Annotated in this window: 30 protein-coding genes and 1 tRNA gene; 16 read left to right on the top strand and 15 right to left on the bottom strand. The window is 56.2% G+C overall.

The genetic code is table 11. The features are described 5' to 3' along the window. Positions 1-16: 16 nt before the first annotated feature. Entirely contained in the window at positions 17-337 is a 321-nt protein-coding gene (locus ABQ278_RS06655; protein ID WP_349321779.1) for a rhodanese-like domain-containing protein, read from the top strand. Between the two features lie 56 nt (positions 338-393). After that, positions 394-1,566: a cellulase family glycosylhydrolase gene (locus ABQ278_RS06650; protein WP_349321778.1), complete on the top strand. Its 1,173-nt coding sequence runs from the start codon at positions 394-396 to the stop codon at positions 1,564-1,566. A 10-nt stretch (positions 1,567-1,576) separates the two neighbouring features. Here ABQ278_RS06650 and ABQ278_RS06645 read toward each other — a convergent pair whose 3' ends face one another. Beyond that, positions 1,577-1,840 (bottom strand): hypothetical protein, encoded by a 264-nt coding sequence (locus ABQ278_RS06645; RefSeq protein WP_349321777.1) that lies wholly within the window; start codon positions 1,838-1,840, stop codon positions 1,577-1,579. Positions 1,841-2,072: 232 nt separating this feature from the next. Here ABQ278_RS06645 and ABQ278_RS06640 point away from each other — a divergent pair, with 232 nt between their 5' ends. The 3 genes from ABQ278_RS06640 (at position 2,073) to ABQ278_RS06630 (ending at position 4,818) form a co-directional block, all read left to right on the top strand. After that, positions 2,073-2,786 carry a hypothetical protein gene (locus ABQ278_RS06640; RefSeq protein ID WP_349321776.1) on the top strand — a complete coding sequence of 238 codons (714 nt, stop codon included), beginning with the start codon at positions 2,073-2,075 and terminating at the stop codon, positions 2,784-2,786. Positions 2,787-2,872: 86 nt separating this feature from the next. Then, positions 2,873-4,210, top strand: a complete 1,338-nt coding sequence (locus tag ABQ278_RS06635) for a M48 family metalloprotease (RefSeq protein ID WP_349321775.1) — start codon at positions 2,873-2,875, stop codon at positions 4,208-4,210. Further along, the gene (locus tag ABQ278_RS06630; protein ID WP_349321774.1) at positions 4,207-4,818 is read left to right on the top strand and encodes a hypothetical protein; all 612 of its coding nucleotides are present in this window, start codon (positions 4,207-4,209) and stop codon (positions 4,816-4,818) included. Before ABQ278_RS06635 ends, ABQ278_RS06630 begins: the two co-directional genes overlap by 4 nt. A gap of 72 nt (positions 4,819-4,890) precedes the next feature. On the opposite strand, the gene ABQ278_RS06625 is transcribed toward ABQ278_RS06630, so the two are convergent. Next, positions 4,891-6,072: a hypothetical protein gene (locus tag ABQ278_RS06625; RefSeq protein WP_349321773.1), complete on the bottom strand. Its 1,182-nt coding sequence runs from the start codon at positions 6,070-6,072 to the stop codon at positions 4,891-4,893. A 213-nt stretch (positions 6,073-6,285) separates the two neighbouring features. Between ABQ278_RS06625 and ABQ278_RS06620 the strand changes: the two genes are divergently transcribed. From ABQ278_RS06620 to ABQ278_RS06605, 4 genes are read left to right on the top strand one after another with little or no spacing between them, the layout of a single operon-like run. Beyond that, positions 6,286-6,675: a hypothetical protein gene (locus ABQ278_RS06620; RefSeq protein WP_349321772.1), complete on the top strand. Its 390-nt coding sequence runs from the start codon at positions 6,286-6,288 to the stop codon at positions 6,673-6,675. Next, positions 6,672-6,884, top strand: a complete 213-nt coding sequence (locus ABQ278_RS06615) for a helix-turn-helix transcriptional regulator (protein WP_349321771.1) — start codon at positions 6,672-6,674, stop codon at positions 6,882-6,884. Before ABQ278_RS06620 ends, ABQ278_RS06615 begins: the two co-directional genes overlap by 4 nt. A 26-nt stretch (positions 6,885-6,910) precedes the next feature. Continuing rightward, positions 6,911-7,093 carry a hypothetical protein gene (locus ABQ278_RS06610; RefSeq protein WP_349321770.1) on the top strand — a complete coding sequence of 61 codons (183 nt, stop codon included), beginning with the start codon at positions 6,911-6,913 and terminating at the stop codon, positions 7,091-7,093. Positions 7,094-7,104: 11 nt separating this feature from the next. After that, positions 7,105-8,016 (top strand): alpha/beta hydrolase, encoded by a 912-nt coding sequence (locus ABQ278_RS06605; protein ID WP_349321769.1) that lies wholly within the window; start codon positions 7,105-7,107, stop codon positions 8,014-8,016. On the opposite strand, the gene ABQ278_RS06600 is transcribed toward ABQ278_RS06605, so the two are convergent. Beyond that, positions 8,017-8,457, bottom strand: coding sequence for a GNAT family N-acetyltransferase (locus tag ABQ278_RS06600; protein WP_349321768.1), 441 nt, complete (start codon positions 8,455-8,457; stop codon positions 8,017-8,019). Positions 8,458-8,608: 151 nt separating this feature from the next. Between ABQ278_RS06600 and ABQ278_RS06595 the strand changes: the two genes are divergently transcribed. After that, a complete protein-coding gene (locus ABQ278_RS06595; protein WP_349321767.1) occupies positions 8,609-10,096 on the top strand; it encodes a catalase in 1,488 nt (495 codons plus the stop codon). A gap of 41 nt (positions 10,097-10,137) precedes the next feature. On the opposite strand, the gene ABQ278_RS06590 is transcribed toward ABQ278_RS06595, so the two are convergent. From ABQ278_RS06590 to ABQ278_RS06580, 3 genes are all read right to left on the bottom strand, one after another. Next, positions 10,138-10,938 (bottom strand): hypothetical protein, encoded by an 801-nt coding sequence (locus ABQ278_RS06590; protein ID WP_349321766.1) that lies wholly within the window; start codon positions 10,936-10,938, stop codon positions 10,138-10,140. Positions 10,939-10,946: 8 nt separating this feature from the next. Beyond that, entirely contained in the window at positions 10,947-11,180 is a 234-nt protein-coding gene (locus ABQ278_RS06585; RefSeq protein WP_018083646.1) for an alkylphosphonate utilization protein, read from the bottom strand. A gap of 61 nt (positions 11,181-11,241) precedes the next feature. After that, complete coding sequence (locus ABQ278_RS06580) at positions 11,242-11,709, bottom strand: hypothetical protein (RefSeq protein ID WP_349321765.1); 468 nt, start codon at positions 11,707-11,709, stop codon at positions 11,242-11,244. Between the two features lie 169 nt (positions 11,710-11,878). On the opposite strand from ABQ278_RS06580, the gene ABQ278_RS06575 reads away from it, so the two are divergent. The 3 genes from ABQ278_RS06575 (at position 11,879) to ABQ278_RS06565 (ending at position 13,959) form a co-directional block, all read left to right on the top strand. Continuing rightward, the gene (locus tag ABQ278_RS06575) at positions 11,879-12,313 is read left to right on the top strand and encodes a GNAT family N-acetyltransferase (protein WP_349321764.1); all 435 of its coding nucleotides are present in this window, start codon (positions 11,879-11,881) and stop codon (positions 12,311-12,313) included. 66 nt (positions 12,314-12,379) lie between these two features. Then, a tRNA-Leu gene (locus tag ABQ278_RS06570) sits at positions 12,380-12,464 on the top strand. A gap of 181 nt (positions 12,465-12,645) precedes the next feature. After that, positions 12,646-13,959, top strand: a complete 1,314-nt coding sequence (locus ABQ278_RS06565; protein ID WP_349321763.1) for an integrase arm-type DNA-binding domain-containing protein — start codon at positions 12,646-12,648, stop codon at positions 13,957-13,959. Positions 13,960-14,086: 127 nt separating this feature from the next. Here the strand turns inward: ABQ278_RS06565 and ABQ278_RS06560 are convergent, their stop codons facing one another. After that, complete coding sequence (locus ABQ278_RS06560) at positions 14,087-14,359, bottom strand: hypothetical protein (RefSeq protein ID WP_349321762.1); 273 nt, start codon at positions 14,357-14,359, stop codon at positions 14,087-14,089. 11 nt (positions 14,360-14,370) lie between these two features. Here ABQ278_RS06560 and ABQ278_RS06555 point away from each other — a divergent pair, with 11 nt between their 5' ends. Together ABQ278_RS06555 and ABQ278_RS06550 are read left to right on the top strand one after the other, a co-directional pair. Then, positions 14,371-14,616, top strand: a complete 246-nt coding sequence (locus tag ABQ278_RS06555; protein ID WP_349321761.1) for a hypothetical protein — start codon at positions 14,371-14,373, stop codon at positions 14,614-14,616. Between the two features lie 256 nt (positions 14,617-14,872). After that, the gene (locus ABQ278_RS06550; protein WP_349321760.1) at positions 14,873-15,151 is read left to right on the top strand and encodes an excisionase family DNA-binding protein; all 279 of its coding nucleotides are present in this window, start codon (positions 14,873-14,875) and stop codon (positions 15,149-15,151) included. A gap of 165 nt (positions 15,152-15,316) precedes the next feature. On the opposite strand, the gene ABQ278_RS06545 is transcribed toward ABQ278_RS06550, so the two are convergent. Beyond that, positions 15,317-16,195 carry a sigma-70 family RNA polymerase sigma factor gene (locus ABQ278_RS06545; RefSeq protein ID WP_349321759.1) on the bottom strand — a complete coding sequence of 293 codons (879 nt, stop codon included), beginning with the start codon at positions 16,193-16,195 and terminating at the stop codon, positions 15,317-15,319. A 450-nt stretch (positions 16,196-16,645) separates the two neighbouring features. Then, entirely contained in the window at positions 16,646-17,296 is a 651-nt protein-coding gene (locus tag ABQ278_RS06540) for an HAD-IA family hydrolase (RefSeq protein WP_349321758.1), read from the bottom strand. Positions 17,297-17,359: 63 nt separating this feature from the next. Here ABQ278_RS06540 and ABQ278_RS06535 point away from each other — a divergent pair, with 63 nt between their 5' ends. Beyond that, entirely contained in the window at positions 17,360-17,893 is a 534-nt protein-coding gene (locus tag ABQ278_RS06535; RefSeq protein ID WP_349321757.1) for a hypothetical protein, read from the top strand. Positions 17,894-18,121: 228 nt separating this feature from the next. Here ABQ278_RS06535 and ABQ278_RS06530 read toward each other — a convergent pair whose 3' ends face one another. Genes ABQ278_RS06530 through hsdR (ABQ278_RS06505) form a run of 6 tightly spaced genes read right to left on the bottom strand, consistent with a single transcriptional unit; the run spans position 18,122 to position 26,134 of the window. After that, positions 18,122-19,084 (bottom strand): hypothetical protein, encoded by a 963-nt coding sequence (locus ABQ278_RS06530; RefSeq protein ID WP_349321756.1) that lies wholly within the window; start codon positions 19,082-19,084, stop codon positions 18,122-18,124. Continuing rightward, positions 19,084-20,628 carry a restriction endonuclease subunit S gene (locus tag ABQ278_RS06525; protein ID WP_349321755.1) on the bottom strand — a complete coding sequence of 515 codons (1,545 nt, stop codon included), beginning with the start codon at positions 20,626-20,628 and terminating at the stop codon, positions 19,084-19,086. The genes ABQ278_RS06530 and ABQ278_RS06525 overlap by 1 nt, the downstream gene beginning before the upstream one ends. Next, positions 20,625-22,085 carry an N-6 DNA methylase gene (locus ABQ278_RS06520; RefSeq protein ID WP_349321754.1) on the bottom strand — a complete coding sequence of 487 codons (1,461 nt, stop codon included), beginning with the start codon at positions 22,083-22,085 and terminating at the stop codon, positions 20,625-20,627. Before ABQ278_RS06520 ends, ABQ278_RS06525 begins: the two co-directional genes overlap by 4 nt. Continuing rightward, a complete protein-coding gene (locus ABQ278_RS06515; protein WP_349321753.1) occupies positions 22,086-22,724 on the bottom strand; it encodes a hypothetical protein in 639 nt (212 codons plus the stop codon). Positions 22,725-22,737: 13 nt separating this feature from the next. Continuing rightward, a complete protein-coding gene (gene hsdR, locus ABQ278_RS06510; protein ID WP_349322118.1) occupies positions 22,738-24,327 on the bottom strand; it encodes a type I restriction-modification system endonuclease in 1,590 nt (529 codons plus the stop codon). A gap of 10 nt (positions 24,328-24,337) precedes the next feature. Beyond that, a complete protein-coding gene (gene hsdR / locus ABQ278_RS06505) occupies positions 24,338-26,134 on the bottom strand; it encodes a type I restriction-modification system endonuclease (protein ID WP_349321752.1) in 1,797 nt (598 codons plus the stop codon). Positions 26,135-26,320 lie beyond the last annotated feature (186 nt).

Raw genomic sequence — 26,320 nt, 5'->3', positions numbered from 1 at the left:
CTGAATGGCCCATTCCATGTCCACACCGATCCGCAATATGACGCCTGAAGAGGTCAGCGCCGCCCTGAGCAACGATGACATCCTGCTGATCGATGTGCGTGAACCGCATGAGTTCGCCGACGCCCGCATCGAAGGCGCGGTCAACTATCCGCTGTCGACGCTCGATCCCGCAGCCCTGCCCTCAGCCGATGGCAAGTATGTCGTGCTGTCGTGCGCCGGCGGCGTCCGTTCTGTGACGGCGGCCCATGCCTGTCAGGCGGCGGGCATCGATATCCACGACCACCTCGCCGGCGGCCTGCGCGCCTGGGTGATGGCGGGCCTGCCGGTCGAGCGCTAGGCTCTGGTATTCGGCCGGCGTTTGCGGCACTCTCTCTTAAAAAAGGGAGCCCGATCATGAAACGCCTTATCGCCGCGGCCGCGCTGGCCCTTGGCCTCGCCACGCCGGTCTGTTCCGCCGATCTGATCACCTTCTGGGACACGCCGCAATATGGCGGCAACAGCTTCCCCGACGAGGCCTATTTCCGCGCGCTCAAAGCGACTGGCGCCACGTGGGTGCGACTGACCTTTTCCAAATGGAAGGGGGAAGGCAGGGATTTCCTGATCGGCAATGCCGACGCCTATAAGGGTATGCCTGCCGGCGATCTGGCCAGGCTGATCAAGTGTCTGGATGCGGCCCAGGCGGCCGGCATCAAGGTCGTGGTCGTGCCGCTCTCACTGCCCGGCGATCGCTGGAGCCAGCAGAATGAGGGCAAGATGGACGACCGCCTGTGGAAGGATCGCGCCTATTGGGATCAGTCGGCCGCGTTCTGGCGGGATCTGGCGATGGCGCTGAAAGATCATCCGGCCATGGCGGGCTATAACCTGATCAACGAGCCAACACCGGAAAAGGGCATGGGGCTCGATGAACAGGCGACGCCGGAGGTCCGTCAGGCCTGGTATGCCAAATATAAGGGCACGACGCATGACCTGCCGGGCTTTTACGAACAAGTCATCAAGGCGGTGCGCGCGGTCGATACGGTGACACCGGTCATGGTCGATGGCGGCTGGTACGCCAATGCCGGCAGCTTCAGCTACTGGCCGTCAAAACTGAGCGACGACAAGGTGCTCTACGCTTTTCATATGTACGAACCCTACGAGGCGACCAGTTCGCCCAATCTGAAACGCAAGCCGCAACTGCGATATCCTGGCGTTGAATCGTGGATGGGGGCGGAAAAGGTGACGTGGAACAAGGCGGTGATGACGCGCTTCCTCGCCGTGCCGTTTGACTGGGCAAAAACGCATGATGTGCCAGTGAATCGCATGGTGGCGGCGGAATTCGGCTGCGTGCGGCAATGGGTCGATTGCGGCGCCTATATGAATGACGTGCTCGATACGCTCAACGGTTACAGGGCACACTGGGCCTTTTACGGTTACCGCGAGGACGGCTGGGACGCCATGGATTACGAACTGGCGCCGAGTGTGACGCAGGGCCAGTTTTATTATCTGCGCGAACAGGGTAAGGCCGATCAGCTCAAACGCAACCCGCATCCGCTGCTTGATGTGATTACGTCGCACATGAAGAAATAGGCTTAAGAGCCTAAGCATAGCGTAAGGTTTGCGGTCCGACCATCCTGATCGTCACCGGCGTAAACAGGCCGAACGATACTGTGCCATTGCAGTGGAAGTTCGAGCAACTGAACGCCCATTCGATCAGATCGAGATACATCGCCCCGACCCTGGCTTCATTGACCAGTTGACGCACCAACTCCTCACGCTGGCGCCGGCATTTGTCGCACGTGATCATGATGCGCGTATCCTGAGGCAGATCCTTAAGCTGCGTATCACAAAACCACGAAGACATAGGCCACCTCCACAAAGAATGTTCTCATTTTGTTCCAGGGCATCATCAAAGTCAAGCTGCACTTTCAGAGTGTCCACTGTTCCTCAGCAAGGGTGCATAAGGCATTGTGTCAAATCTGAAATAATCCTGCTTGCCGGAATTTTCCGAACGCGATATGAGTGTTCAAAATCGTTTTTGCATTGCTTGGTTGTATGTATTGAAAACGATTTATTGATTTTAGGGGGGAACTTCCATGAACCGTATCATTACGGTGAGCCTGCTTGCGCTCGCCATTTCGTCTGCCACACTGGCGCCTGCCATGGCTGAGGCACCCGTCAACTACGTCAAGATTGCCAAGCCAGAGGTCGGAACGCCGGTTCTGCTGGTTCAGCCGGAAGTGTCTCTGGCCTTGCTTACGGCCGGCGGTTCTCAAGACCCCAAGGAAGAGTGGTCCCAATCGGCGCGCAAGTTCATCGGCGAGAGCCTGAACACTGTGCTATCGAACCGCAAGTACAAGACCTCAACCATCGATCTGACCACCTATGAAGACCCGCGCGCGCTCCAGATTTTGAAGCTGAACGATGCCGTCATCAATTCGATCGCGCTCAACCAGATCATCACCTACAAGATGCCGACCAAGGTGGGCTTCGACTGGACGCTCGGTGACGGCGTCACCACGCTGGTGCCGGCCGATGCCACCGCCGATGCGCCGCCGGCCTACGCCCTGTTCGTCCGCGTCAAAGGGAGCTATTCGAGCGGCGGCCGCGCCGCTATGATGATCGGCATGGCCGCTCTGGGCGCCGCCATCCCCATGGGCGGCCAGACCATTCAGGCCTCGCTGATCGATCTCAAATCCGGCAAGGTGGTGTGGTACAATTTCATGGGTGTCGCAGCCGGCACCGATATCCGCACAGCCGAAGGCGCCGCCTCCGCCGTCAATACCCTGACCGCCAACCTGCCGCTGTAAGGCCGACATCATGTCAGCTTTAAAAACGATGCGGGCGGCGCTTCTGTCGACAGTGGCCCTGTCGATAGCGTTACCGTGCGTGACGCATGCCCAGGATGCGACACCGCTCATCGCCGATCTCGGCAGCGATTCGCCTGAGCGCATCCCCGGCCAGAAACCCGATCCCAAGAACTCTCGAAGGCGGTGTCTGGGCGGAAACGGCCAAGGTCGAACATGACGCGAAGACCTCGGGGGAGCGCAATACCGATCCGGCGCTTCAGGCCTATGTCGGCAACGTTGTCTCCCGCGTCGCCGGACCGTTTTCCGGCGATGTTCGGCTCTATGTCATGGACCGGCCGTTCTTTAACGCCAGCATGGCCTCCAACGGCTATACGGAAGTCTGGACCGGCCTGCTGCTGCGCTGTGAAACCGAGGACGATCTCGCCTTCGTTGTCGGACACGAGGCCGGCCACTTCCGTCATTCGCACGTTATGCGCCAATATCAGGCCATGAAAAACGGCCAGAACGCCGCCCTCGCCGCCACCATCCTGATCAGCGCCGTCGCCCTTGGCGCCTCGCTCAATGCCAACTCCTATTCAGCCATCCGCGACATCAACAATGTCACCAGCGGGCTGGTCAACCTGACCTATCTCGGCACCATCGCTGCACTGATGAACTATTCGCGCGACATGGAAGCTCAGGCCGACGCCTACGGCATGATCTACTCCAAACAGGCCGGCTATTTCGTCGGCGGTAACGGCGATCTGTGGCAGGAACGCCTGAACGAAACCGCCGCCTCGGACTATGAGAAGGTGCGCCGTTCGCCATCGCGCATCAATGTGTTTGGCAACCACCCGCTCGAAGTCGATCGCATCATCGCCCTAAATGCGCGCGACAAGACGCTCAACGGCGGCAAGGCCAGCCTGCGCACCGAAGCCGAGGCCAGGGCCGCGCGCACCGCCTATCGTGACCATATCCGCCCCTGGCTTGGGGCCTGGCTGAAAGACGATCTGCGCCGTCAGGATTACGGCCAGACGCTGTATCTTGTTGATCGCCTCAGCATCGACGGTCAGGATCTGGGCCTGCTCAACTTCTACAAGGGTGAGGCCCTGCGCCTGCGTGACAAGAACGGCGCCGATGGCCCCGACATGGAAAACGCTATCACCGCCTACAGGACCGCTTTGCAAAGTGCCGATGCGCCCAAGGAAACCTGGCGTCAACTCGGCGATGTTTACCGCCACTTCAATATGAATACCGAAGCGGTCGACGCTTTCAAACACTATGTCACGCTGGCGCCTGACGCACAGGACGGCTGGATGGTGCAGGACCAGATCGACACCCTGTCGAAAGACCTGCATCCCGCGCCCGACGTTCAGCCAACGCAATCACCGCCCGACGCGCCACCGCCCGTACCGGCCACACCATCTTCAGGGGGAACCACATGACCATCAAGACGCTTTTAAAACTGGGCGCTTCCGCCGCCCTCACTGCCACGCTGCTCACAGCCTGCGCCTCGGCGCCGCCACTTGTGCCCGCGGGCAATTTCGCTGTCGCCGGCGCCTACAATATCAAGCTCGACCGCAACTGGGCCGATGTCAGCAAGCTGTTCTATCGCCGTGCGCCCAAGGTGCGGATCCTGTCGATCGACTGCATCCTGCTCAACCGTCTCTACGTATCAGAAGGCCTGGGTGCCGCCGATCCACTGATGGTCAGCGTCACACAAGGTGACACGGCCAACCATCCGGCGCCGCGCGGCAAGTCGGGTATGTCGCTGTCCGAGCAGATGGAATTCGTAGCCTCTTCAGTTGCCGAACTCGATTATCAGAAGGTCGAGACACGTAATCCCCAGCCTGTCAGCATCGGCGGCAATAAGGGCGTGCGCTTCGAATTCACCGCCCGCACCACCGATGGCCTCAACATGCGCGGCTTAGCCCAGGCGGTTTCCGATAAGGGCCTGAGCTACTACATCGTCTATATCGCGCCGGAAGAGCACTATTACGACGCCACCCTGGCCAATGTGAAGTCAGTCATGGACAGCCCCAAGCTCCCGTAAACCACCATCTCGCATAAAGAAAAGCGCGCCGATCAGACCGACCGGCGCGCTTTTGTTGTATCAGGAGATTGTCTAGATCTTGAGGAAGATCTTCCTGAGATAGAAGGGCAGCACCACCAGCCAGCACACCATCAGCACGCCGAAGGCGAACAGGAAGGACATCAGGTAAGGATCGCTGATCACGCTGTGCATCCAGGCCGTGATCATGCGGGCCAGACCGGTGACATCGAGGAAGACCGAGAACAGCCAGGCAAAGACGTAGGCCAGGATGGCGTTGGTGCCGAAAACACGGATCGGCATGGCCCACGTCACATAGCCGAGACGGTCCATGACCAGCATCAGGAGGGACAGCAGCATCAGGGCCAAACCACTCGTCAACACTGCGAAGGACGAGGTCCACAGGTTCTTGATGATGGGGATCTGCGCATCCAGGGCCAGCGCGCACAGCACCAGGATCAGGCCCGCCAACGCCACGCCGCCGACCGCCCTGGCAGGCGTCTGTTTCTGGATGAACAGGCCAATCAGGATGCCGGCGAGGATATTGAACACCGCAGGTAAGGTGGAGAGCAGGCCTTCGGGATCATAGACCACCTGCCCGGCTTCATTCTTGCCGCCTTGATAGAGGTGCTGGATACCGGGGATGATGCGGTCGATATAGGACGGCCACGCGCCTTCCGGATCGAAGCGATTGACGCCAAAGCCCGGCACCGGCACCAGCTTCATCAGCAGGGCATAACCCAGCACCAGACCGATGGCCCAGAAGGCCAGAGGCCGGGCGTGCAGCACCAGCTTGCCGTTTTCGACATGACTGTGCAGGAACACCAGTCCGGCCGCCAGAGCGTAGCACAGCCCAATACGCTGCAACACGCCGGGGATGCGCCAGTGGGCAAAGTCGAAGTTCGGCAGCAGGTTGAGGAACAGACCGATCCCGATCAGGATGGCAGCGCGGCGCAGCACATGCGCGGCCATGGCCGGTTTGCCACCTTCGCCCATGCGGCGGTTCATCGAAAGCGTCATCGAGATACCGACGCAGACCAGAAAGCCGGGGAACACCAGATCGGTCATGGTGAAGCCATGCCAGGCGGCGTGTTCAAAGGGCGGCCAGATATGCGACCAGTCGCCGGCATTATTGGCCAGCAGCATGCCGATGATGAACAAGCCGCGCAGGATATCCAGCGCTTCGAAGCGCGGGGACTTGGGCGTCACCACGACCGGGGCCGGCCTCTTTTCAAACTTAAGTATCTCGGCAGCCATGAAGCCCCCCTGTTGTTTTCAGCCGACACTCTCACAGCTTGACGCCCGTGCCAAGCGCGCCCGGCTTTCATCCACATGATGCCCCAGACCGCGGCCTAAAAAAAATGTCAGGTCAGGCTTACATTTTTGCCAATGTCAGGTTGACATTACATTTTTACGATGTAAGGTCAGCCTTACACCGGTGCCGTATCAACTCAATCTGGAATCCGACACATGAACCTGAAATCTCCCGCCGCCCGTTACAGTTTGGGCATGGCCATCTGGATGGTGCTCTATGTAGCCGCCCTGTTTGGCTCCATTCTGCTGATCAAGGCGCAAAACCCCACCGGCCCTTTGCTATATGGCCTTGCCGTCCTGCCCGCCCTGCCTATCGGCGGCACCATCCTGACATTCCTCGACTATATCGAGCGGGTGGATGAATATCTGCGCGCCATGCTGGTCAAGCGCTTCATCATCTCCACCGGCCTGACCCTGTTTCTCTGCACAGCCTGGGGCTTTATGGAAGAAAACGCCGGCGCCCACCATTTCTCGCTCTATCTCGTTTATCCGCTGTTCTGGGCCCTGTTCGGCCTGACAAGCCTGATCATGAGGCAGGCAGCATGAAACAAAACCTGCGTGAGTTGCGTACCCTCAAAGGCCTGACCCAGGCCGACCTCGCCACCCAGCTCGGCGTTTCCCGGCAAGCCGTCATCGCTCTGGAAACCGACAAGCACTCGCCGTCACTGGACCTGGCCTACAAGATATCGAGCGTCTTTGACCTGCCGGTTGAAGCCGTCTTCGAGAACCCGTACCGCCCGTCCCAGGGCGACTAAACCTCTCACCGAAAAGGCATTTTCCCATGTCCCTGCGCATCCCCATGGAGCGTATCAGCCCTCTTGCGCTCTGTTTACAGGCCTTACGCTCCGTCATCTGCGGCGCCGTTATCCTTATCGCCTTTTTCAGCCTCGTTCAGACGGATCCCGATCAGACATCTGTCGCCACAGCCTTGCGGGACGGAATTCACGCCGCCCTCAACCTTTAAGGACCATCACCATGCTCATGCCCTTCTGCGGCAAGCCCGCCCGTTATGTCGCCATCATCGTCGCTGTCGTGGTCGCCATCTGCGTCGCCGTCAGCCAGTCAAAGGCCGCCACGCCTTATCCTGATGCCGCCTCGGCGCGCTTCTCGGTCAGCGTCACCGGCAGCGGCCCCGACATCATCCTGATTCCCGGTCTCGCCTCATCGGCGGCGGTCTGGGACGGCACGGTGGTCCACCTGAAAGATCACTACCGCCTGCACGTTCTCAATCTGGCCGGTTTCGCCGGTGAACCGGCCGGCGCCAATGCCACGGGCGATGTGCTCGCCCCCTCGGTCGCGGCGCTCGATGCCTACATCAAGGCCAACCACCTGCAAAAGCCGGTCGTGATCGGCCATTCGCTCGGCGGCCTGATGACCCTGATGCTGGCGAAAGCCCATCCGGAAGACGCCAGCAGGCTCGTCATCGTCGACGCCCTGCCCTATGTCGGCGTCATCTTCAATCCGGCCGCCACGGTGGATATGCTGAAACCCACAGCGACCGCCCTGCGCAACGGCATGATCAGCACACCGGTCGAGGTTTTCAAAAGCCAGCAAAGCCAGACGGCGCAAAGCATGGTTACATCAACCGCCGATCAGGCCCGGGTGCTCGACTGGTCCATGACCTCCGATCGCCGCGTCCTCGCCCAGAGCTTTTACGACGACCTGATGATCGACCTGCGTCCCGATCTGGCCGCCATCACCACGCCAGCCACGCTGCTCTATCCCGTCAGTGCCGGTCAGAACGCCGAGGCCACCGACGCCATCTACAGAAGCAACTATGCGGCCAAACCGGCCATGACCTTTATCCGTATCGACAACAGCCGCCACTTCATCATGCTTGATCAGCCCGAAGCCTTTTATCAGGCGCTGGATGGCGCGCTGAAATAATCACAGATCGCGGCGGAACTGGATAAAGTCGGTCTTCGTCGCCACCTTTTCATACAGCGCCTGAGCGGTTGTATTGGCCTCATCCGTGACCCAATAGAGCCGTTCGGCGCCTTTTTGCCGGGCGGCCTCCGCCACCGCGGCGATCAGCGCCTTCCCTACGCCCTTGCCGCGTCCGGCTTCATCGACGAACAGGTCTTCGAGATAACAATACCAGGCCCGCGCCCAGCTTGAGCGGTGCATCACATAGGTGGCGAAACCGATGACTGTGTCGCCTTCCTTCGCCACCAGCAGATTCAGGCTCTCCCCGTCATCGAGCGCGCGTGCGAAGGTCAGGTCGGTGATGTCGTCATCCAGCGCCTGTTTGTAGAAATCGAGATAGGCCCGCCACAAGGGCAACCAGGCCGCCTTGTCATTCTCTGTCGCTGCGCTGATCTGCATCATTCCCCCCACATCATTATTGTTCAAGACCATAAGGCCAGCTTATGCAAAATAAAAATACAATCAATTTTTCTTTGGCCGCGCTGCCGTTTAACCTGAGGTCATGACGGCGCTTTCCTTGCCATCTTAAACGCCACTTCAGGGGAGACAATCCATGTCCGAACAAAAATGCCCTTTCCACCAAACCACGACAGCAGGCGCGCCGATCGCCGACAACCAGAACTCATTGACCGCCGGTCCGCGCGGTCCGGTGCTGCTGCAGGACTATCAACTGATCGAGAAGCTGGCGCACCAGAACCGTGAGCGCATTCCTGAGCGCGTGGTCCACGCCAAGGGCTGGGGCGCGCACGGCACCTTCACGGTCACCCACGACATTTCAAAGTACACCCGCGCCAGGATCTTTTCCGAGGTTGGCAAGCAGACGCAACTGATCACCCGCTTCTCGACCGTGGCCGGCGAACTGGGCGCAGCCGACGCCGAGCGCGACGTGCGCGGCTTCTCGGTGAAATTCTACACCGAGGAAGGCAACTGGGACATGGTCGGCAACAACACGCCGGTCTTCTTCATCCGTGATCCCTACAAATTCCCCGACTTCATCCATACCCAGAAGCGCCACCCGAAGACGCACCTGCGTTCGGCCACCGCCATGTGGGACTACTGGTCCTTAAGCCCGGAAGCCCTGCATCAGGTGACCATCCTGATGTCGGATCGCGGTATTCCGGTGTCTCCCATGCACATGGACGGTTTCGGCTCGCACACCTACAGCTTCATCAACGCTGACAATGAGCGCTTCTGGGTCAAGTTCCACTTCAAGACCCGCCAGGGCAAGGTCAATCACAGCAATGCCGAGGCGGCGAAGCTGATCGGTGAGACGCGCGAATCCTACCAGGAGGCTTTGTTCGGCGCCATCGAGGCGGGCAACTTCCCCAAGTGGGATCTGAAGGTGCAGATCATGCCGGAACTGGACGCCGACACGACGCGCTACAATCCGTTCGACCTGACCAAGGTGTGGCCGCACGCAGACTACCCGCTGATCCCGGTAGGGGTCATGGAGCTGAACCGCAATCCGGATAACTATTTCATGGACATCGAACAGGCGGCCTATTCGCCGAGCAATATCGTGCCCGGTATCGGTTTCTCACCCGACAAGGTGTTGCAGGCGCGTATCTTCGCCTATGCCGATGCCCACCGCTACCGCCTGGGCACGCACTACGAGGCCCTGCCGGTCAATGCGCCGAAGTGCCCGGTCAATCATTACCACGCCGATGGATCGATGCGCTTCTTCGACAACTTCAAAAACCCCGATGCCTATTACGAGCCCAACAGCTTCGGCGGTCCGGCACAGGCGCCGGAATACCGTGAACCGCCTTTGCGCATCTCCGGCGATGCCGATCGCTGGAACCACCGCGAGGACAATGACGACTACACGCAGGCTGGCAATCTGTTCCGGCTGTTCGATGCCGGTGAGCAGCAGCGCACCTGTGAGAATGTCGCAGGCTCTATGAAGGGCGTGCCGACCTTCATCATCGATCGGGCGCTGGTCCATTTCGACCGGATCGACCCGGCCTATGGCGCCGGCATCCGCAAGGCCCTTAGCCATGGCGGCGACGCCAAGGTGCAGGCCACCCGCGATCTGCCATAAGGATTATAGCCCTCTCCTGATGCAGGAGAGGGCTTTTCTAATCAGGCGCTTTCGATGCGCTGGGCTTTGGGAACGAAGGGCTTCATCACCATGGTGACGATGCGCATGGCCACCACGGCGACGATACCGAAACCCGCCAGCCACACCATGACAGGTTCGTGTTCGCGGTGCAGGTTGGCCATCAGGATCCAGAACAGAGCCCATACCAGCGCTATGGCATAGACCGAACTGCAGATCACCCAGACCATGTAACCGCCAAAGGCGATCAGGGCCACGAGGAACAGCGCCGACACCCACAGCTCCGTCGGGTCGAGCCCGATGCCGGTGCCCAGCATGGCCGAGGTGAAGTTGACGAAGGCCGCGGCCGTCAGCCAGCCGGTCACCAGCGCCAGAGGGCTGTAGATAAAGAGGCGTTCACGCCGGGTCAGACCGCCCAGCGCCTTGAGCTGCAACAGGCCATTGATGCCAAAGAACAGGCCGATGACGATCAGCGCCACGCTGATCCAGTCGATATCCATCACCGGCACCCAGATCTGCCATATGCAGTTGACCAGATAAACCCCGGCGATATTCCACCCCGTGGCCAGCAAAGCCGTGTCATGCCTCTGACGCGGCAGCACCTGCCAGATAGCGGCGACCAGACTGTAAAAATAGATAAAGCCCCAGATGATAAAGGCATATTTCCATGGCACCAGCGGGTGCCCCAGCACGGCTGAACGTATCTCTACCGCCTGGCCGATGCCGAGAAACTCAGTCAGCCGCGCCGTGGCAATCTGGCCGATGGCCAGAGCCAGCAAGACGATAGCCTGAAAAAGCCTGTGATGGCGCCCCGCCTTTTCCATGAGGTTCTTTAAGCCTTTTTGACAAATTCCGTGCGCAGCACCAGCCCCTTGACCTTGTCCGCGTTACATTCGATTTCATCCTCATCATAGGTCAGGCGGATGTTCTTGATCAGCGTGCCACGCTTGAGGGTCACGCCGCCGCTGCCCTTGACCTTCAGATCCTTGATCAGGGTAACGCTGTCGCCGTCATGCAGTTGCGTTCCGTTGGAGTCCTTGACTACCAGTTCGTCTTCGTCGGCCATAATATCTCTCGCATAGGGGTAAGACTTCCGCCCTACCCTATGCGAGGCCTTACGACAATCGTTAATCTTTACAATAGCCTTCATTGGCAGCCACGACGAGGCAATCCTTCTTTTCCGCCAGCCATTTCATGCCCGTGGCCTGACCATCGCCCTTGTGAATGACCAGCGGCGCCGCATCACGCACAATATGGATGCCGTCGCCTTCCAGCGTACCGGTGAAGGTGCGCGGACCGTCGAGATTGGTAATGATCACCTCATAGGTGGCGCCCGCCGGGGTCACGGTCAGGGACGTGCCTTCCGGCCCCGTCCACTTGCCGACATAGCCTGTGGCATCGACGCTGGCCATGGCACCGGCCACGGCTTGCGATGCGGCTTCGGCGGCGGTGATCGACATGGCGGCCGATTCGGAAGCCTGCGAGGCGGCCATCTGCGCTTCGCTTGGCTTTGGCGAACAGGCGCTGAGCGCCAAAACGGCTGCCAGGGCAGTCATCACGCTGGCCATAGCCGCCATTTTACCAAGGTTTTTCATCGTCTCTATCTCCGCTTGCAGGGCATTTGAGCCTCAGCTTTAGTGAGACCAATCTTATAAAGATATGCCCTGTGCAGGCCGTATTTGTAAATTGCTCATCATGGCATGGGCGCAACTTGCCAAGCCTATGGCACGGGCTTAGACACCTGATCTGTTCAAGGAAAATGCTATGGCAGTCACCATCCGTCACATCGCCCACGCCTCCCATGATTACGCCATGGCGGTCAATCTGCGCCGCGCCGTTTTACGCACGCCTTTGGGGCTCGATTTCACCTCGGCGCAACTGGCGGCCGAAGCGACCGACACGCATTTGGCCGCCTTTGAGGGGGAAGACCTAGTCGCCACCGTGGTGTTGTCGCCCTATGACGAAACAACGCTGAAACTTCGCCAGATGGCGGTCGATGACAGCCAGCGAGGCGCCGGTATCGGCCGGCACCTGCTCGCCGCCGCCGAAGCCTTTGCCGGGACGCAAGGCAAGTCGCGGATCACCTTGGCGGCACGCGTCACTGCGCAGGCTTTCTATGCCGCAAACGACTATGTGGCCGAGGGCGAGGTTTTCGAGGAGGTGACGATCCCGCATATCACCATGAGCAAGACTCTTTGATGTCTGAAGGCGGTTTTCGGGCTTGCACCCATGCGCGAAAGCCATTATCAAACCTCCTTCCTGCAGGCCCCTGTGGTGGAATTGGTAGACGCGCCGGATTCAAAATCCGGTTCCGCGAGGAGTGTCGGTTCGAGTCCGACCGGGGGCACCATTTGCAGTTTTTTGCATTCGCAAAAATCTTGAAAAACCTCTTAAAATCTGGTAGTTTATACGTGTAACAGGCCACGGCCGTCCACCCGTATCCGCCAGCATCCACCGTGATTTTGGGGGTATAATGGGGTATCGCCGCCCGACTGTCGCACGTATGTCGCTCATACGTTCCAGGAGGGAACATGGCTCTATCGGATATGACGGCGCGCTTGGCGAAGCCGGCAACTAAACCCTACAAGCTCTATGACGAACACGGTCTTTATCTCTTTGTGACGCCGGCTGGCGGCAAATTCTGGCGGCTGAAATACCGATGGCACGGTGTTGAAAAGTCGTTGTCCATGGGTTCGTATCCCGAGATCGGCCTGGATGAGGCGCGACAACGGCGGCACGACGCCCGCGTCCTCTTGGCTCACGGTGTCGATCCAAACGAGGAACGTAAGCGCCAGGAGAAGGCAAAAATTCTGGAGAAGAGCAGCACCTTGCGGGTGGTGGCTCTGGAATTTATCGAGAAAAAGCGCAAGGACGGCTTTTCAGAGAAGACCTTGTACAAAATGGCCTGGTTCTTTTCCCTTGTCGAAAAAGACCTTGGTGACCAGGCGCTGAACGATCTCATGCCATATGAGATACTCCAGGCCATTCGTAAGGTTGAAGAAAACGGACATTATGAGACGGCCAACCGCATAAGAGGCTTTATCGCGCGCGTATTCCGCTATGGAGTCCTTACGGGCAGAGCCGCAACCAATCCTGCGGCGGAGCTGGGCGAAGCGCTTATCAAGCCAAAGGTACGCCATCACGCGGCCATCATTGATCCAAGTGCGTTTGGTCAGCTCTTGCGGGATATTGACAATTACGGCGGATACATCGGCACTCGCCTTGCGCTCAGGCTAGCGCCTCATGTGTTCGTTCGTCCCGGCGAACTTCGCAGTGCTGAATGGACGGACGTGGACCGTGACAACAGCGTGTGGAAAATACCGTCTGAGAAAATGAAGATGCGGGAACCTCATTCCGTGCCCCTATCTCGCCAGTCGTTGGCAATTATCAATGAAGCACATGTCAGGTTCGGCAATTACAAACTGGTTTTTCCGGCGCGTAAGAGTTGGCGAAAGCCCATGTCCGACGCCACCTTGAACAAGGCTCTTCGGACGATGGGCTATCGTAACGAAGATATGGTGTCACATGGCTTCCGCAGCACAGCCAGCACACTCCTCAACGAATCAAGGCTGTGGGCACCCGAGACAATCGAACTGGCCCTGTCACATGTGGACGATAGTGTACGCGGCATCTATCAACGTAGCCAATTTTGGGATGAACGGGTGGAAATGGCCCAATGGTGGTCCGACTATCTCGATCACCTGCGCACGGGCATCGATATTCTTTCTCCCAAGCAGTTCGCGCAAAGGCAGCGAAAAGCGGCCTCTCGGCCCATCGAGCCAACGACCGGATATTCTTCAAACGTGACCATGCGAGTGAATTTCCCCGGGCAGAGCTATCGTTAAACGGCTAAGATGTCGGACAACAAAATTCCGCACCCGGATCATTTGAATACTACAGCAGCGGATCGCCACCAGCGTCAACTTCAAGACGCGTCCCTACGAGATACGATTTGTGCCTAAGAAAGCCAATTCAACGGGTCTGCAACTGGCGGATTTCGTTGCGCGTCCCGTCGGCCTGCACTGCCTGAAACCCGGCCAGGCCAACCGAGCTTTTGACGGCCTGAGAGGGAAAATCAAATTGCTGAAATTGTTTCCATAAACAAAAGGCCCCGGATAAACCGAGGCCAAATGCCGACTGGGAACTCCCTGTCCATGCAAGAGGAATAGCAAAAAAAGGCAAAAAAGCAATTCCGCTTTCGCAATTTGGCCGCCTGTTGAAATATACCGCTCCCTGTAGCGTCAAACAGTCCTCTGGTGAAAGAAGGCAAGGAAAACCATTTTGTGAATACGGACGTACTTTGCCAGGCGTATGAGGTGGCAGATCATTTGAACAATGTGTGCGGCGCACAAAATGTGGTGACAGGACACCTCAGTGAAAATGGAACGAAAAAGGTACGTAGTGAAGGCAAGATAAAGGCTCAACTCCCGTTTCGCGTAAGTCATTGTCTGCACATCGTTTATCAGGATTTAACAAAAAAATTAGGAGTTATTTCGCAGTAGTCGATTGTTTTTGTTAATTTAATTTACTTTTGCGCACCGCACAAAAAAATGTCTCCCAAAAGGGCTCCTGCAGGTCCCCGGCCTATGGTTGGCCGGACCTGCAAGAGCCCCGATAACGCGGTCTTTCGCCTCTCGAACCAATTTCGTCGGCATTCGCTAGGTGCGCCGCCTGACCTCATTTGGCGCTGCCTGTCCCTCCTGGGACTATCAGTGAAACCGGCTTGGCATGGTATTATCCGGCCAGGAGGGCTTCCACATGCCAGATACCAACGACAAGATTTCATACCGCATAGACGAGGCAGTGAAGGCGTCGGGCCTGGGCCGGTCATTCCTTTACGAGAGGATCGCCGAAGGGGCCTTGCGGTCGGTGAAGGTTGGCGGGCGGCGTCTGATCATGCGCCGGGACCTGTTGGAGTTTATCGACGGCGGGAATTCAGCGAAACCCGTCACGCCCGCAAACGTGCCCACGAAGCCCGACGTCACCGGGCTTCCAATGGGGACACAGCTCGAATTGCCGTTGAAGAAGCGTAGTTAAGCCTCACTCGTAATAGGGCCGCAGCAAAAGCGGCAGCCGACTCCCGACAGCGGTGCTAGACTCCGATTTCCACCTTACAGGAATCTCGATGCTGGCCGATCAGCTCTTAAACTTGCCAGACACGAAACGCCGCGATTGAGACGGTGACTGACGGCCATGCACCACCTATCGTTCATTCTGATCACGGATGGAAATGTCGGCGGCGCTGTCTTGGGTATACAGGATCGCGTTCAACCCCACCCCCACAGCGTCTGCCTCTAAATGTTTGTTGAGGGCGACCATGCCTCGCGTCAGGTGGATCTCTACCCCCTTCAAACTGATGCCCAGCCGCTTGGCGATTTCTGGTCCCGACAATCCCTGAACCTTCCGCATGATCATGACACGCCGACTTTTGGGGGGCAGCTTGTTCATCGCCGCCAACACACGACGCAAATGGTCCCTTTGTTCGGCTTCAACGTCCGGACCTGGCAGTTCGTCCTTCACATCGTCTTTGACATCGTCGCCGCGCGCTAAGGGCACCAGGCGGCTCTTGGCCAGAAAAGCATAGGCCGCATGGACGACCGATTTGCGAAGGTAGGCTTTCGGGTTCTCAATCGTGCGCCACCGGTCGCCTGCGAGAACCTGAGCATATACATCGTGGACCAGATCGCGCGCCGCGCCCTTAGAGCCGATCAGGTCTTTCGCCACGCTCAGGAGCAGATTTTCGTAAGGTGCCACCCGGTCGCGGAACCAGCAATCGACCTCGCGCAGCCAGCCTGGCCTTCGTGGCGCCCCGTCAGGTGTCTCCAGAAAATCCAGAAAGAAATACCTGTCGGCCACATCCAAGGCAGCCCCGATAAACGCTAAACGCCGCGGCCCGATTCGCATCGCGCCAGCCTCCATGGCCTCCAGCTCATCAAGCCTCAACCCCAAGGCATCGGCCAGCCACCGCTCAGACATCTGGAGCAAAATCCGCCGCGACCGCAATCGCGCACCGATGTGACGATCCAGCGCGCCAACAGCGCGGGCATTTATATAGAACTTTTCAAGTTGATCGATATCCATGGACAAACCCCGAAAGGCTCGTTCGCGGTGCGCCCCCGCATTTGAGCCTCCATTGATCCTGGTGATCGGGGAGTTCGTAACCGCACCTAGATACGGCCCTGTGACCTTTAGCCGGAGCCTGTTTTATACGTCACAGGCTCCCCAACCGCGTAGGTCAAGGAGGTGTGCCGGAATGGCCGACAACAACCATCTAGGAAAGGGGTTACGACGCCCCGGAGCCGCGCGTACGGCTCCGTCAACGACTATAGCGCGAACCGGTATGATATTCCAGTTTGATTTTTCAGCGCATTCGGCTTGGCGCCGATGCAGACATTGAACTGATGATGTATCGGTTTGCGATTTTTTGCCCCGAAGCGGACGTTGAAGCGGGGCCTATGCTCGATGGTGCAATAAGCAGCCGTTTTGAATATACTGGTCGCACGGCCATTCGGTGATAAAATTGCGACTAGCTTATGTGGCGAGAAACTGCGTTATCTCATCGTAAGATGTGGCAACAAACGTAGCGCCTGCTGCAATTAGCCGGTCTTTATGCCCGACCTTGATGTGACTTCCTGCAAGCAAGCCGATGACAGCCATATCCGCTGCCCTCGCCGCGATAACGCCTGCAACACTGTCCTCTATTACCAAGCAATCCGCCGGCTGCACTCCCATCTGGGAAGCGGCGTAGAGAAATATATCAGGAAATGGCTTTCCTCTATCGACTGATTCCGCGCTAAAAACATTCCGTGCAAACGTGTTACTCAAGCCCAGTACGTCAAGGCTGGTTTTTAATCGCACTGGCGAACTTGACGACGCGATGCAGTATTGCGTGTTTCCGAGGGTCTGCAGGAAACCGCCAAATCCTCGAACTTCTTTCAGGTCTGCGCTAAATGCTGACAGTGTCGATTGAGCTATCAGATCTGAAATTCCAGGAATGGTGCGCCCCAAGCGTACCTCTAAAAAGCTGACTACTTCTGACAGGCGCTTCCCAACAAATTTGTCGACTGCCTCATCTACCGTAAGGGTAATACCAAAATCGCCTGCAACATTCACCAAAACCATGCAGGCGAGTGACTTGCTATCGGCGATAACGCCATCAAAATCGAAGATGATTAGTTTCATAGTTGGAAATTGTGGTTGAAATAGCGTGGATTTGGAGTGTATCCGTTAAAGTGTCAGGGGGAAATGATGAAACTCAGATTTGAACAGAAGCTCGCAATTGCCAACACAATCGCTGAGCAAATCTTTCGTGAGCAGAGCTTAACGGCAAACCGGATGAATTGGAATCTGACGTTCCAAGGTTTTATGATTGCCGCATTCGCCCTAGTTGCCGCGGCCGAACTCACACAACCCGCCAGGATTTGGTTGGAAGTGGCAATATGTGTCGCGGGTAGTGTCGTTGCCGGGGTCACAATTGTCGGTATTCGTGCTGCACAAACCCAATCCTCTTACCTAAAAAATGAATTCAGAAGACAATTTATGCTGAATGAGTTTGTAAAGCCGGATTTTCCCTATCCCAGGCCGTTCTCGGCTGATCGAAATTCAAAGAACGCACGTTTTGTGTCGATTTCGATCCTTGGGGTGCTAATCCTGATGTGGGTTTCTCTCTTATCCGTCGTTGTCTATGAGCACTCAACAAGCCCGCGCCCAGTCTCGAACGCGATTTCAATCAAGACGACGGAATTGCAAACACACATAGAAATTCAAAAAACAAAATGACCGTACCAATTGGGTGTCCCTCGCGGTGAACTGTACCTTTAGGACGGCAAGGCACGCCGCCTAGGCTAGGACCGTCAATGTCGTCTTAGGGCCAAAACCAAAGGGGCGTCTTGGCGCCCATTGCGGTCATACCAATTTATTTCCCCCCCGAGCCCGAAACCGGACATAGACGACACCAAGCACCCTACTCTGCACTGCTGGATTAAATTCCGGGGGCAACGTCGGGTATTATGCGCGAAGGACTTCAACCAGGCGCTTGAACTCGGCGTCGTTGCTATCGCTTTTCCATCGGTTGAGGAACCGGCAAACGATCTGAAGATTTCCGCGTTCATAATGGCCGTCACTGTCGATCCGATCGAGCGAGGCCAGCAATTCAACGTCCTCATGAGAGCCCCGGAATTGCAATGGCAACCCGCTGATTGCGCAAAGCCCGTCTTGCGACTTGATAAGGGCCATTATGTATTCCTCCAATTCCAGAGGAGACATGCGCAGGTCTTTGTTTTTCAATATGCGCTCGACCGTCTGCCCATTGGAATTGGCAGTGGTCTTCAAAGCCGTCTGCACCATCTCATAGATCGACTTTTCCGTCGGATTTAATATTTTACCGGGGGACCGGCCGCCGCCTTGCTTGGTTTTCCATTCAGGCCGTGAGTGCCACACCGCCAAAGAGTTGCCATTTATCATGGCGCGTGCATAATCGGCATAGTCTGGGTTTAGTTGCTGGAGCGTGCTTTCGGTAATCAGGAAATCCTTCGCTTTGACGTGCATAGCGCTCCAGGCGAGACCGTTGCCGCTTTTCGTGGTCTTGGACCAAGGCAGAGCAGGCTTGTAACAGATGACGACTTCGCCACGCTCGCCAACGGGTTCCACCATAGTTTCAAAGGTGCCCGGCTGATCCGTCGAAACAGTCCACCAAATATCGTTACCGGCACGGTGAATCCAGATGTCATCTACACTCTCGGTAATGATGGTCATAAGATTGAACCACCGCGACGCCACGGCCTTAGGGGGAAAGATGCCCGCCCACGTTTTACGGGCCATACGTTGCGCGCAGTAACTTTCCCTGTCGTTCGCTAGCCAATAGCCGTGGTCTTCGACAGCGTTCATGGTGGCGATACAGGAACGCTTTAGACATGCGTCCCACGCATAGTTCTCGCGGCCAAAATTGGCGATGTAGACCTTGCCAACCATCAGGCCAATTTCCGCCGTCCCCGTTTAACGACCGGGGTTGAGGCGCGTTCGGCACGTATACGCTCCAGCAATACCGAGGCCGGTTCATCGTTCGGGTCCTGGGGGACCAATTCGCCACGAAAGGCTTTTGACAGGATGGCCTGATCCAGATGGTCGATCAGCTTGCGAGCGCTGGTAGCTTCGGAGGCCAAACGGTCGATCCACGCAAAGGCGGATTCGATGCGGCGGACAATTTCAATTTGTTCGCCATGGGATGGCAATGCTACCGGAGTGGATCGAATAGCTCCCATTGAGAGGGAGGGTTGCGCCACAGCCTTTGCCGATAAAAGCAGTAGGCTTTTGCCCGCATCTGACCGTAAAAAAAGTTCCAAATAGCGCGGCGAGACGGACTGAGTGTAGGGCCTAGCCATGCCGATGTTAGGCCCAAGGAAGAATTTATCGTTCTCTGGAACAAGCGCCACCTGTCCAGTTCCGGCCCCAACGAAGACAACAAGCAGTTCACCGCCCGTCAAAATAGAACGCTCTAAGTGAGCCACGCTACTTGATTGGATTTTTGAAAAATCTGTCGGTTTAAATCCATTCAATCCCGCATTTTCCGCTTTGATGACTTTCAGGTCACCTGTCGGATCATACTTCACATAATCCGTGTATTCGAACCCTGCCAACTTGGTCACGAAGGCAAAACATCCAATTTGAAGCCATTGCCATTCAGGGGGTAACGACCATAGCTGGGCGAATTGATCACTGCTAACAGGATCGGGGACAGTTAGCTCCCTTGGTTTCGTAACTTTTTGCCCGGCCCGTTTCTTGCTTTCGAAGGCTCTCATGGACTGAGACATAAATAAGAGCTTGTCGCTTTCGATTTGCTGCACGACCTTTTTGGCGTCGAGAACACAATCCGGATTTTCCTCGCGCCAACGCGAAGTCATCTGGCCCGAGAAGCAACGTGCCAGTATCGCCTGTTTGTATTTTTCGACAAGGCGGGGGACGTATTTAAGGTTGTCGCGGGCGCGTTTGGACTTGGCAGTCAGGCTGTCGATTTTGCTGACAATCCGTCTCTGCTCCAAAAAAGGGGCCAGCGGAAAGGCCATATCAGCAGCCCGCGCACCCGAAAGCTCTTTAAAAGTGGTGCCGCTGGATAGGCTCTCTGCGTATGCAGTTGACGCCAGAAGATAGTGCCGTGCGTATTCTGGGCTACTCTCTGCCACTAAAATGAAGCTTTTAAAGCCTTGATTGGTGCAAAGTTCATTTGACGCAATCGCACAATACCCTATGGGCGCACGTGAGCTAAACAGTACGGCGCCGGGGGGCAACAGTTTAGCCGCGCTTTCAGAAAATCCTTTCACGCTAAGACTTCGCCTACCCTTAGCGATATATGTACCCTTGTATCCGGTCAGGTCTGCCGGTGTTAGCCATGAGATGCCTTGGTCGTCGAAATTGCTTTCGTCGCCCGCAGAAGGTGTACCACCTCCAACGATAGTCGAAACTTCACCGAAGGTTGACCAGAGCCATGTTGGGGGCAAATCCCATCTTTGCTCACTCATTCCGCGACCTCGGGTACCGCCTCAAGCTCGGGCTCAAGCTCCTCGGACAGGGCCTCTATGTCCTCCAATGCGGCTTTGAGATGGCCGATGATCGCGGCGGCGATGTCGTCCGGTTCTATTAGGCCCTCCTCGCCTTCTTCTTCATCATCGCGCAGCCAAGAGATATCGAGATTGTCATTGCGTGCCGCGATTGTGGCACGGTCGAAACTACGCCAACGGCCTTCCTCGCCTTCGGCAACACGCGGCGAGAGACCGTTCGGATTTTGGCCATAGGCAAGTTCGAACGCCTTGAAGTCCGAAAGTGTTAGTGGCCGGGTCTTTCCAAAAGCAGGCATATTGGCGCGCAAATCATAGACCCAAACGGTCTTGGTGTTGGCTTTATCCGTGTTGCCTCGGCGCAAGAACAGGACATTGGTCTTGACGCCTTGGGCATAGAAGATGCCTGTGGGTAGACGCAGGATGGTGTGCAAATCGCACAGCTCCATGAGCCAGGTGCGCAGGCGTCGGCCCGTATTGTCTTCAAATAGCACGTTATCCGGCAAGACCACGGCCGCGCGTCCGCCCGGTTTCAGAGCGCGAACAATATGTTCCACAAAAGCCAACTGCTTATTGGAGGTGTCCGCCGTGATGGAAAAATCGTTGCGAGTTGGGCGCCCCCCGCCCTTCTTTGTACCAAAAGGTGGATTGGTCAGGATAAGGTCGGCCTTGTTCAGGGCCTCGCCATCTGGAGACAGGGTGTCCACACTGTCTACACCGCCCTCGATCCCGTGCAGAATGAGGTTCATCAGGCACAGGCGATGGGTGTCTGGCACAAGCTCCGCGCCTTCATAGGCATTATGGCGCTGGAAAAAGGCTTGCGCCTCATTGAGCTTATAGAGATCGTCGGTATTGGATTTGATATAGTGGTCCGCCGCGACCAGAAAGCCCCCGGTGCCTGCCGCCGGGTCTTGGATAACCTCACCCGGCTGCGGCTTCATCAAGCGCACGATGGCGTCAATCAGTGTTCGGGGCGTAAAGTATTGACCGGCACCAGACTTCTTGTCTTCGGCGTTCTTTTGCAGCAAGCCTTCGTACATATTGCCCAGGCCCTCTTCACGGGCTGAAAACCAATCAAGCTGGCTGATATTTGTCGTCAGCGTCTTGAGATTGGTCGGCTTACGCAGGCGGGTTTGTGCATCGGTAAAAATGGCGTGGATGATCGGGTCCTTGACCTCAGGCTTGCCCAGGTCAAGCAACAAGCGCTTGTAGTAGTCGAGTTGGTCTATGCCCTCGCGGTCGGCCAATTGCGCCCAGCGATAGGCTTCCGGCAGACGATCCTCGCGGCCTGTTTCCTCAAGCATTTTGAGAAACAAAAGGTAGGTGAGTTCGGTGACGTACTCATTGTAGGTCACGCCGTCATCGCGCAAGACGTGGCAAAGGCCCCAGAGCTTAGCAACGATATCGTTAGTGGCGGCCATTTACCAAACCTCCGTAAGGCTCTGCCCGTTATCAAGGTAGTACATATTAAAACCCAACTCATTAAATACCGTAGGCATCAGCCGTTTCATCTCGGACGATGCTAAAATTGCTATTTGCAAATCGCTTATCTTTCCCCTTCTCCTTCTTTGATTCACCCCCCTTTCTTTGATGAAATATGACCAAAAAATCATATCAACGCAGGATGAAACCACCCAATCGACACTTTTTGAATAACCCGCGATCCAATTCACACCAATCCCGTTGACTGGATCGAAAAGGAACCGCGCATTATTTTCATTGCATATTAAACAACTGCCAAAATACAAACCAGTGATGACGTTGCTGGTATTTGCAATGCGAATTGTATTTCTTAGAACTGTACGTGAAATGTCGTGCCCAACACTTCCTTGCAGACTATTTTCATCACCATGGGCAGCCAAATATATTGAGTTAAAACCTCCCTTTCGGACGATATTTTCAATATTTATTCTCAGTGAAACGGCATCACAAAACATATCATATCTAAATGAAAAAGGGTTGTCGGTAGCAAGACCGCATACACTTTCAAATAAATTTTTCACGCTATGGTTTCCGTCAGACCACCATCGCGCCTCTATTACTGCCAAGCCTGTATTCATTCGTCACTCGCCCCTATGCTACCGCCCAAAGTTCTTCATTGATCAGCGCAAGGATGTTTGCAATCTCGCCATTAAAAACCTTGTTCATACGATTGAAGCCGCCGTCCCTCACGAAGGGCTCCTTATCCAATGCTTCGCTATCCACGACAATCTCTTTGGCGACTTGTTCACCGATGCGCGTCAGCCAACGCTTTTGCGGCTCTGTCCAGGTCTTTGACGACATGATGCGCCGCATGGCAGCACGCACACGATCTTCATAGGGAATGAGCGGGTCGCCTAAGGCCGCCTGGCGAACAAACCCGATAATGGAGGCTGCGATATCTTCGTTTTTGCTGTCGGCCCACGCGCGCTTAAGATTGGTCTCCGAAAAGCCGCTTCGGTCCAGCGCCATCCGCAACTCTTTGAGATCAGCGCGCGTCAAGTCACGCGGGCGCTGCACCACCAGTTTCAGCGCGGCAATGGTGTTGAGATTGTCGCGAACAAAAGTCGAGAATGTATCGAGGTAATCTTCCGGCCTTTCTGAAGCGCCATAACCGCGCGTAACAGACACCAATTCGTCTTCGTGATTAGATATTGGCACATAGCGCGGGTTGTCTCCCTCTGACTGCCAATCGAGCACTGGTCCAACCGCCGGGTTATCCCGCAACCATTGCCGAAGTATCACTGGGTCTGCCTGTTGAAGCCTTTCAAGAGTGCGCTCAGGCGTTTCTCCGGTTTCGGCCTCAAAGCGCTCACGGGCTTCATCTGGCAGCCGAGACAGACGTCGACGAAGCTTGACGATTAGCTGGTCGCGAATGGTGTCGCGCTCAAGGTCGGTATCTACGGACAAATATTCTCGGACAAGCTGGTCAAAGCTGATCGCCGGATTGACCACGATAGGCCGCATGTCCGTCAAATCCTGTAGGTGCGGATACAGGTCAACCGGATCAAAGATCCTGAATACCTCTTTGCCAATCTCATCACACTTACGGGTTGCGCGCCCGATCATTTGTTCATAGAGAATGCGGCTGTTCACGCGGCGCAGGAAAACCAGGTTTGTTATCGACGGCACATCAATGCCGGTAGTCAGCAGTTCGACCGTCACCGCGATTTTCGGGTTGGTGTCGTTTCTGAACGAACGGATCAAGTCTTTCACCCGGTCCACGCTACCCGTAATCTTGCGAACGGCGGCATCGTCAATTTCGCCATAGGCTTCGGCAAAAGCCTCTTTGAGAAGGCGGACAACAATATCCGCATGTGCGTCGGTGACCGCAAAAATTAGGGTTTTTCCGGGCAACGCGGGATCGATATGGTTGGTAAGCTCTTCGGCAACGACGCGATTAAAGGATTCCGTAATGACCTGACGGTTGAACTTTTCGACAGCGAAATGAAATTCATCCGGTGCATTGATTAAATCCACCTCGCCTGTTTTCGTATTTATGACCTCAAGCTCTTCGCCCCTCTCAAAGGTGATTCCGGCACGGGTCAATGCGGTTTCAATACGGATAGGTGGCTCGTGGTCGATCAAGAAACCATCCACGACAGCTTCACGATAGGAATAGCGATAAACCGGCTCCCCAAATATCTCGGTGGTGTGAAGAGCGGGTGTCGCGGTGAGTCCGATCTTGACCGCATCAAAATAATCCAGGAACTCGTCGGTACTTGGAGATATAGTCGTCCTGGCTACGGAAACTCAGTTCTTCATTCGACATTTCACGGTCTAGCAGATAACCCCTGTGACATTCGTCAATGACCATGAGGTCATATTGATCGACGGCGGGGGTGTTGGCCGGATCGCCGGCGTACAGAACCCGCTTCACAAGGCCCTGTATCGTGCAAATATGCACCTTGGTCTCAAGCTCCGGGGTTGTATCCTCCAAGCCCTTCAGGCCGTATATGTCGGCAAAGGTCTTTCCAGACACAACCTTAGTGGTTGAAAACTCACCCTCAGTCTGCGTTCCCAATGCACTGCGATCCACTACAAAGCAAATTCGCTTGAACCGCTTGGCCGTTAGCAGTCGGTACAGCATGGCTATAGCCAGCTTAGTTTTACCGGTTCCCGTTGCCATGGCCACGAGCATCTCACGGCGACCAGCCGCCAAACCGGCTTCAACCGCACGAATGGCGCCTTCCTGATAGGGGCGCAGGGGAAAGCCAAAATCGAACGGCATGGATTTCAGTTCGGCATCAGCCTTGTCCTGCTCGATATCTAGCCAACCAACCAAGCCTTCCGGTGTCGGCCAATCAGGTAGAGCCCGCCGATGATTGGCGGTGCGGCGGGTATCACGAAACCAAATGCCACTCGCCGTCTGAATTTGGCGAAGAAAGGCGCGACCATTAGTGGCAAATACGAACGGAACGTGGTGGCCATCTGCCAAGCCCTCTACGCCGACAAAGTCATGACCGCTCTTAATGCCTTTGGAATATCGTTCCGCTTGATCTATCGAGGCTGACACATTGCGACTTTGGCGTTTAGCCTCAACAATTCCCAACAGGCTTGTGCCGACGAATAAGGCATAATCCGCAGGACCGCTTTGAGTCGGCCATTCGGCAATCGCCAAGTTGCGTCCCTTTGCAGGCCTGACACCTTGACTATAACGTATGCTTTTTGTGTCAGCTTCCCAGCCTCGTAGGGCTAGTTGCTGATCAATGAGTTCGCGGGTGGCCGCTTCATCTAGCTCAATGCGCGATGCAGCTTGTTCGCTGCGGTTAATAGCGTCGAGGCGTTCGGCTCGCTCTACGGGCGTTGCGTGCTCGGCCGCCGTTTGAATAGCCTGTAGCTGATCAGCTAAGGCCAGTTTTTGCGCCTCGCTTTCTTCCGCCAAAAGCTGCCATTGTTCCCGTTCGGCCGCTTCGCGCTTCAGACGGTCCTCTACCGTTTCACGAGCTTTTGCTTCGTCTTCAGCGCGCTGATGCGCCCGGGCGGCCGCGTCTTGAGTTTCGGCTACCTTTGCGCGCAACGCCTCTATTTCGGCCTTGAAAGGCTCCGAAGCGTCAACAGGCGGGGGCGGCGGAACAAATGGTCCGGGATCAAAACTCAGATCGCGCGAATAGACGCGATGATACCAGATCGCTAATTGCCTTGCGAATTTGAGAGCGCTTAGCGCTTCGGTATAGCCGCCTTTATTTTCGTGCGCAGCCACGTTGCCGAGACGCCGCAAAGCGTGAAAAATGTCAGCAGCCTCTTTGGGAATTATGCTGTCATAAGTTAGCCGGCGGAGCGTTTCCTCGAAGGTTTCCCGCGCGCCCTTGTATTGAGCATGTCGCGCAGCAATCAATTTTGCCATTAGTTCGGCAAATTGCCGCAACTTGAATATTGCGGTTGCTGGATCTTCCCGAAAATAGCGTTCAGACAGTGCCCCCAACGCTACAAGCCTAGCCTCATGCACCTGCAAGAAATCAAAATTTACTGAAGTCAGAGTTCCACCCATGCGCGAACCTACCATTTTTTGTTTTAATGCCAATACCCGCTTTCAAATTAGCTTGTCCTTGGCGTCCTGCTTTAACGAATTGGCCGGAGTACGCAGTCTCTGCGAAGTGGTTTCCGTTCTCGGAGGTTTAACCGACCCTAGGTTTCGCGGCTTGGGCGGATTTCCGAAGTCTCGTCATCCGGCATC

The organism is Asticcacaulis sp. MM231, from assembly GCF_964186625.1.
In the GTDB taxonomy this organism is placed as follows: domain Bacteria; phylum Pseudomonadota; class Alphaproteobacteria; order Caulobacterales; family Caulobacteraceae; genus Asticcacaulis.
Note: the sequence above shows the minus strand (reverse complement) of the source record. Positions and strands in the feature narration are given on the sequence as shown.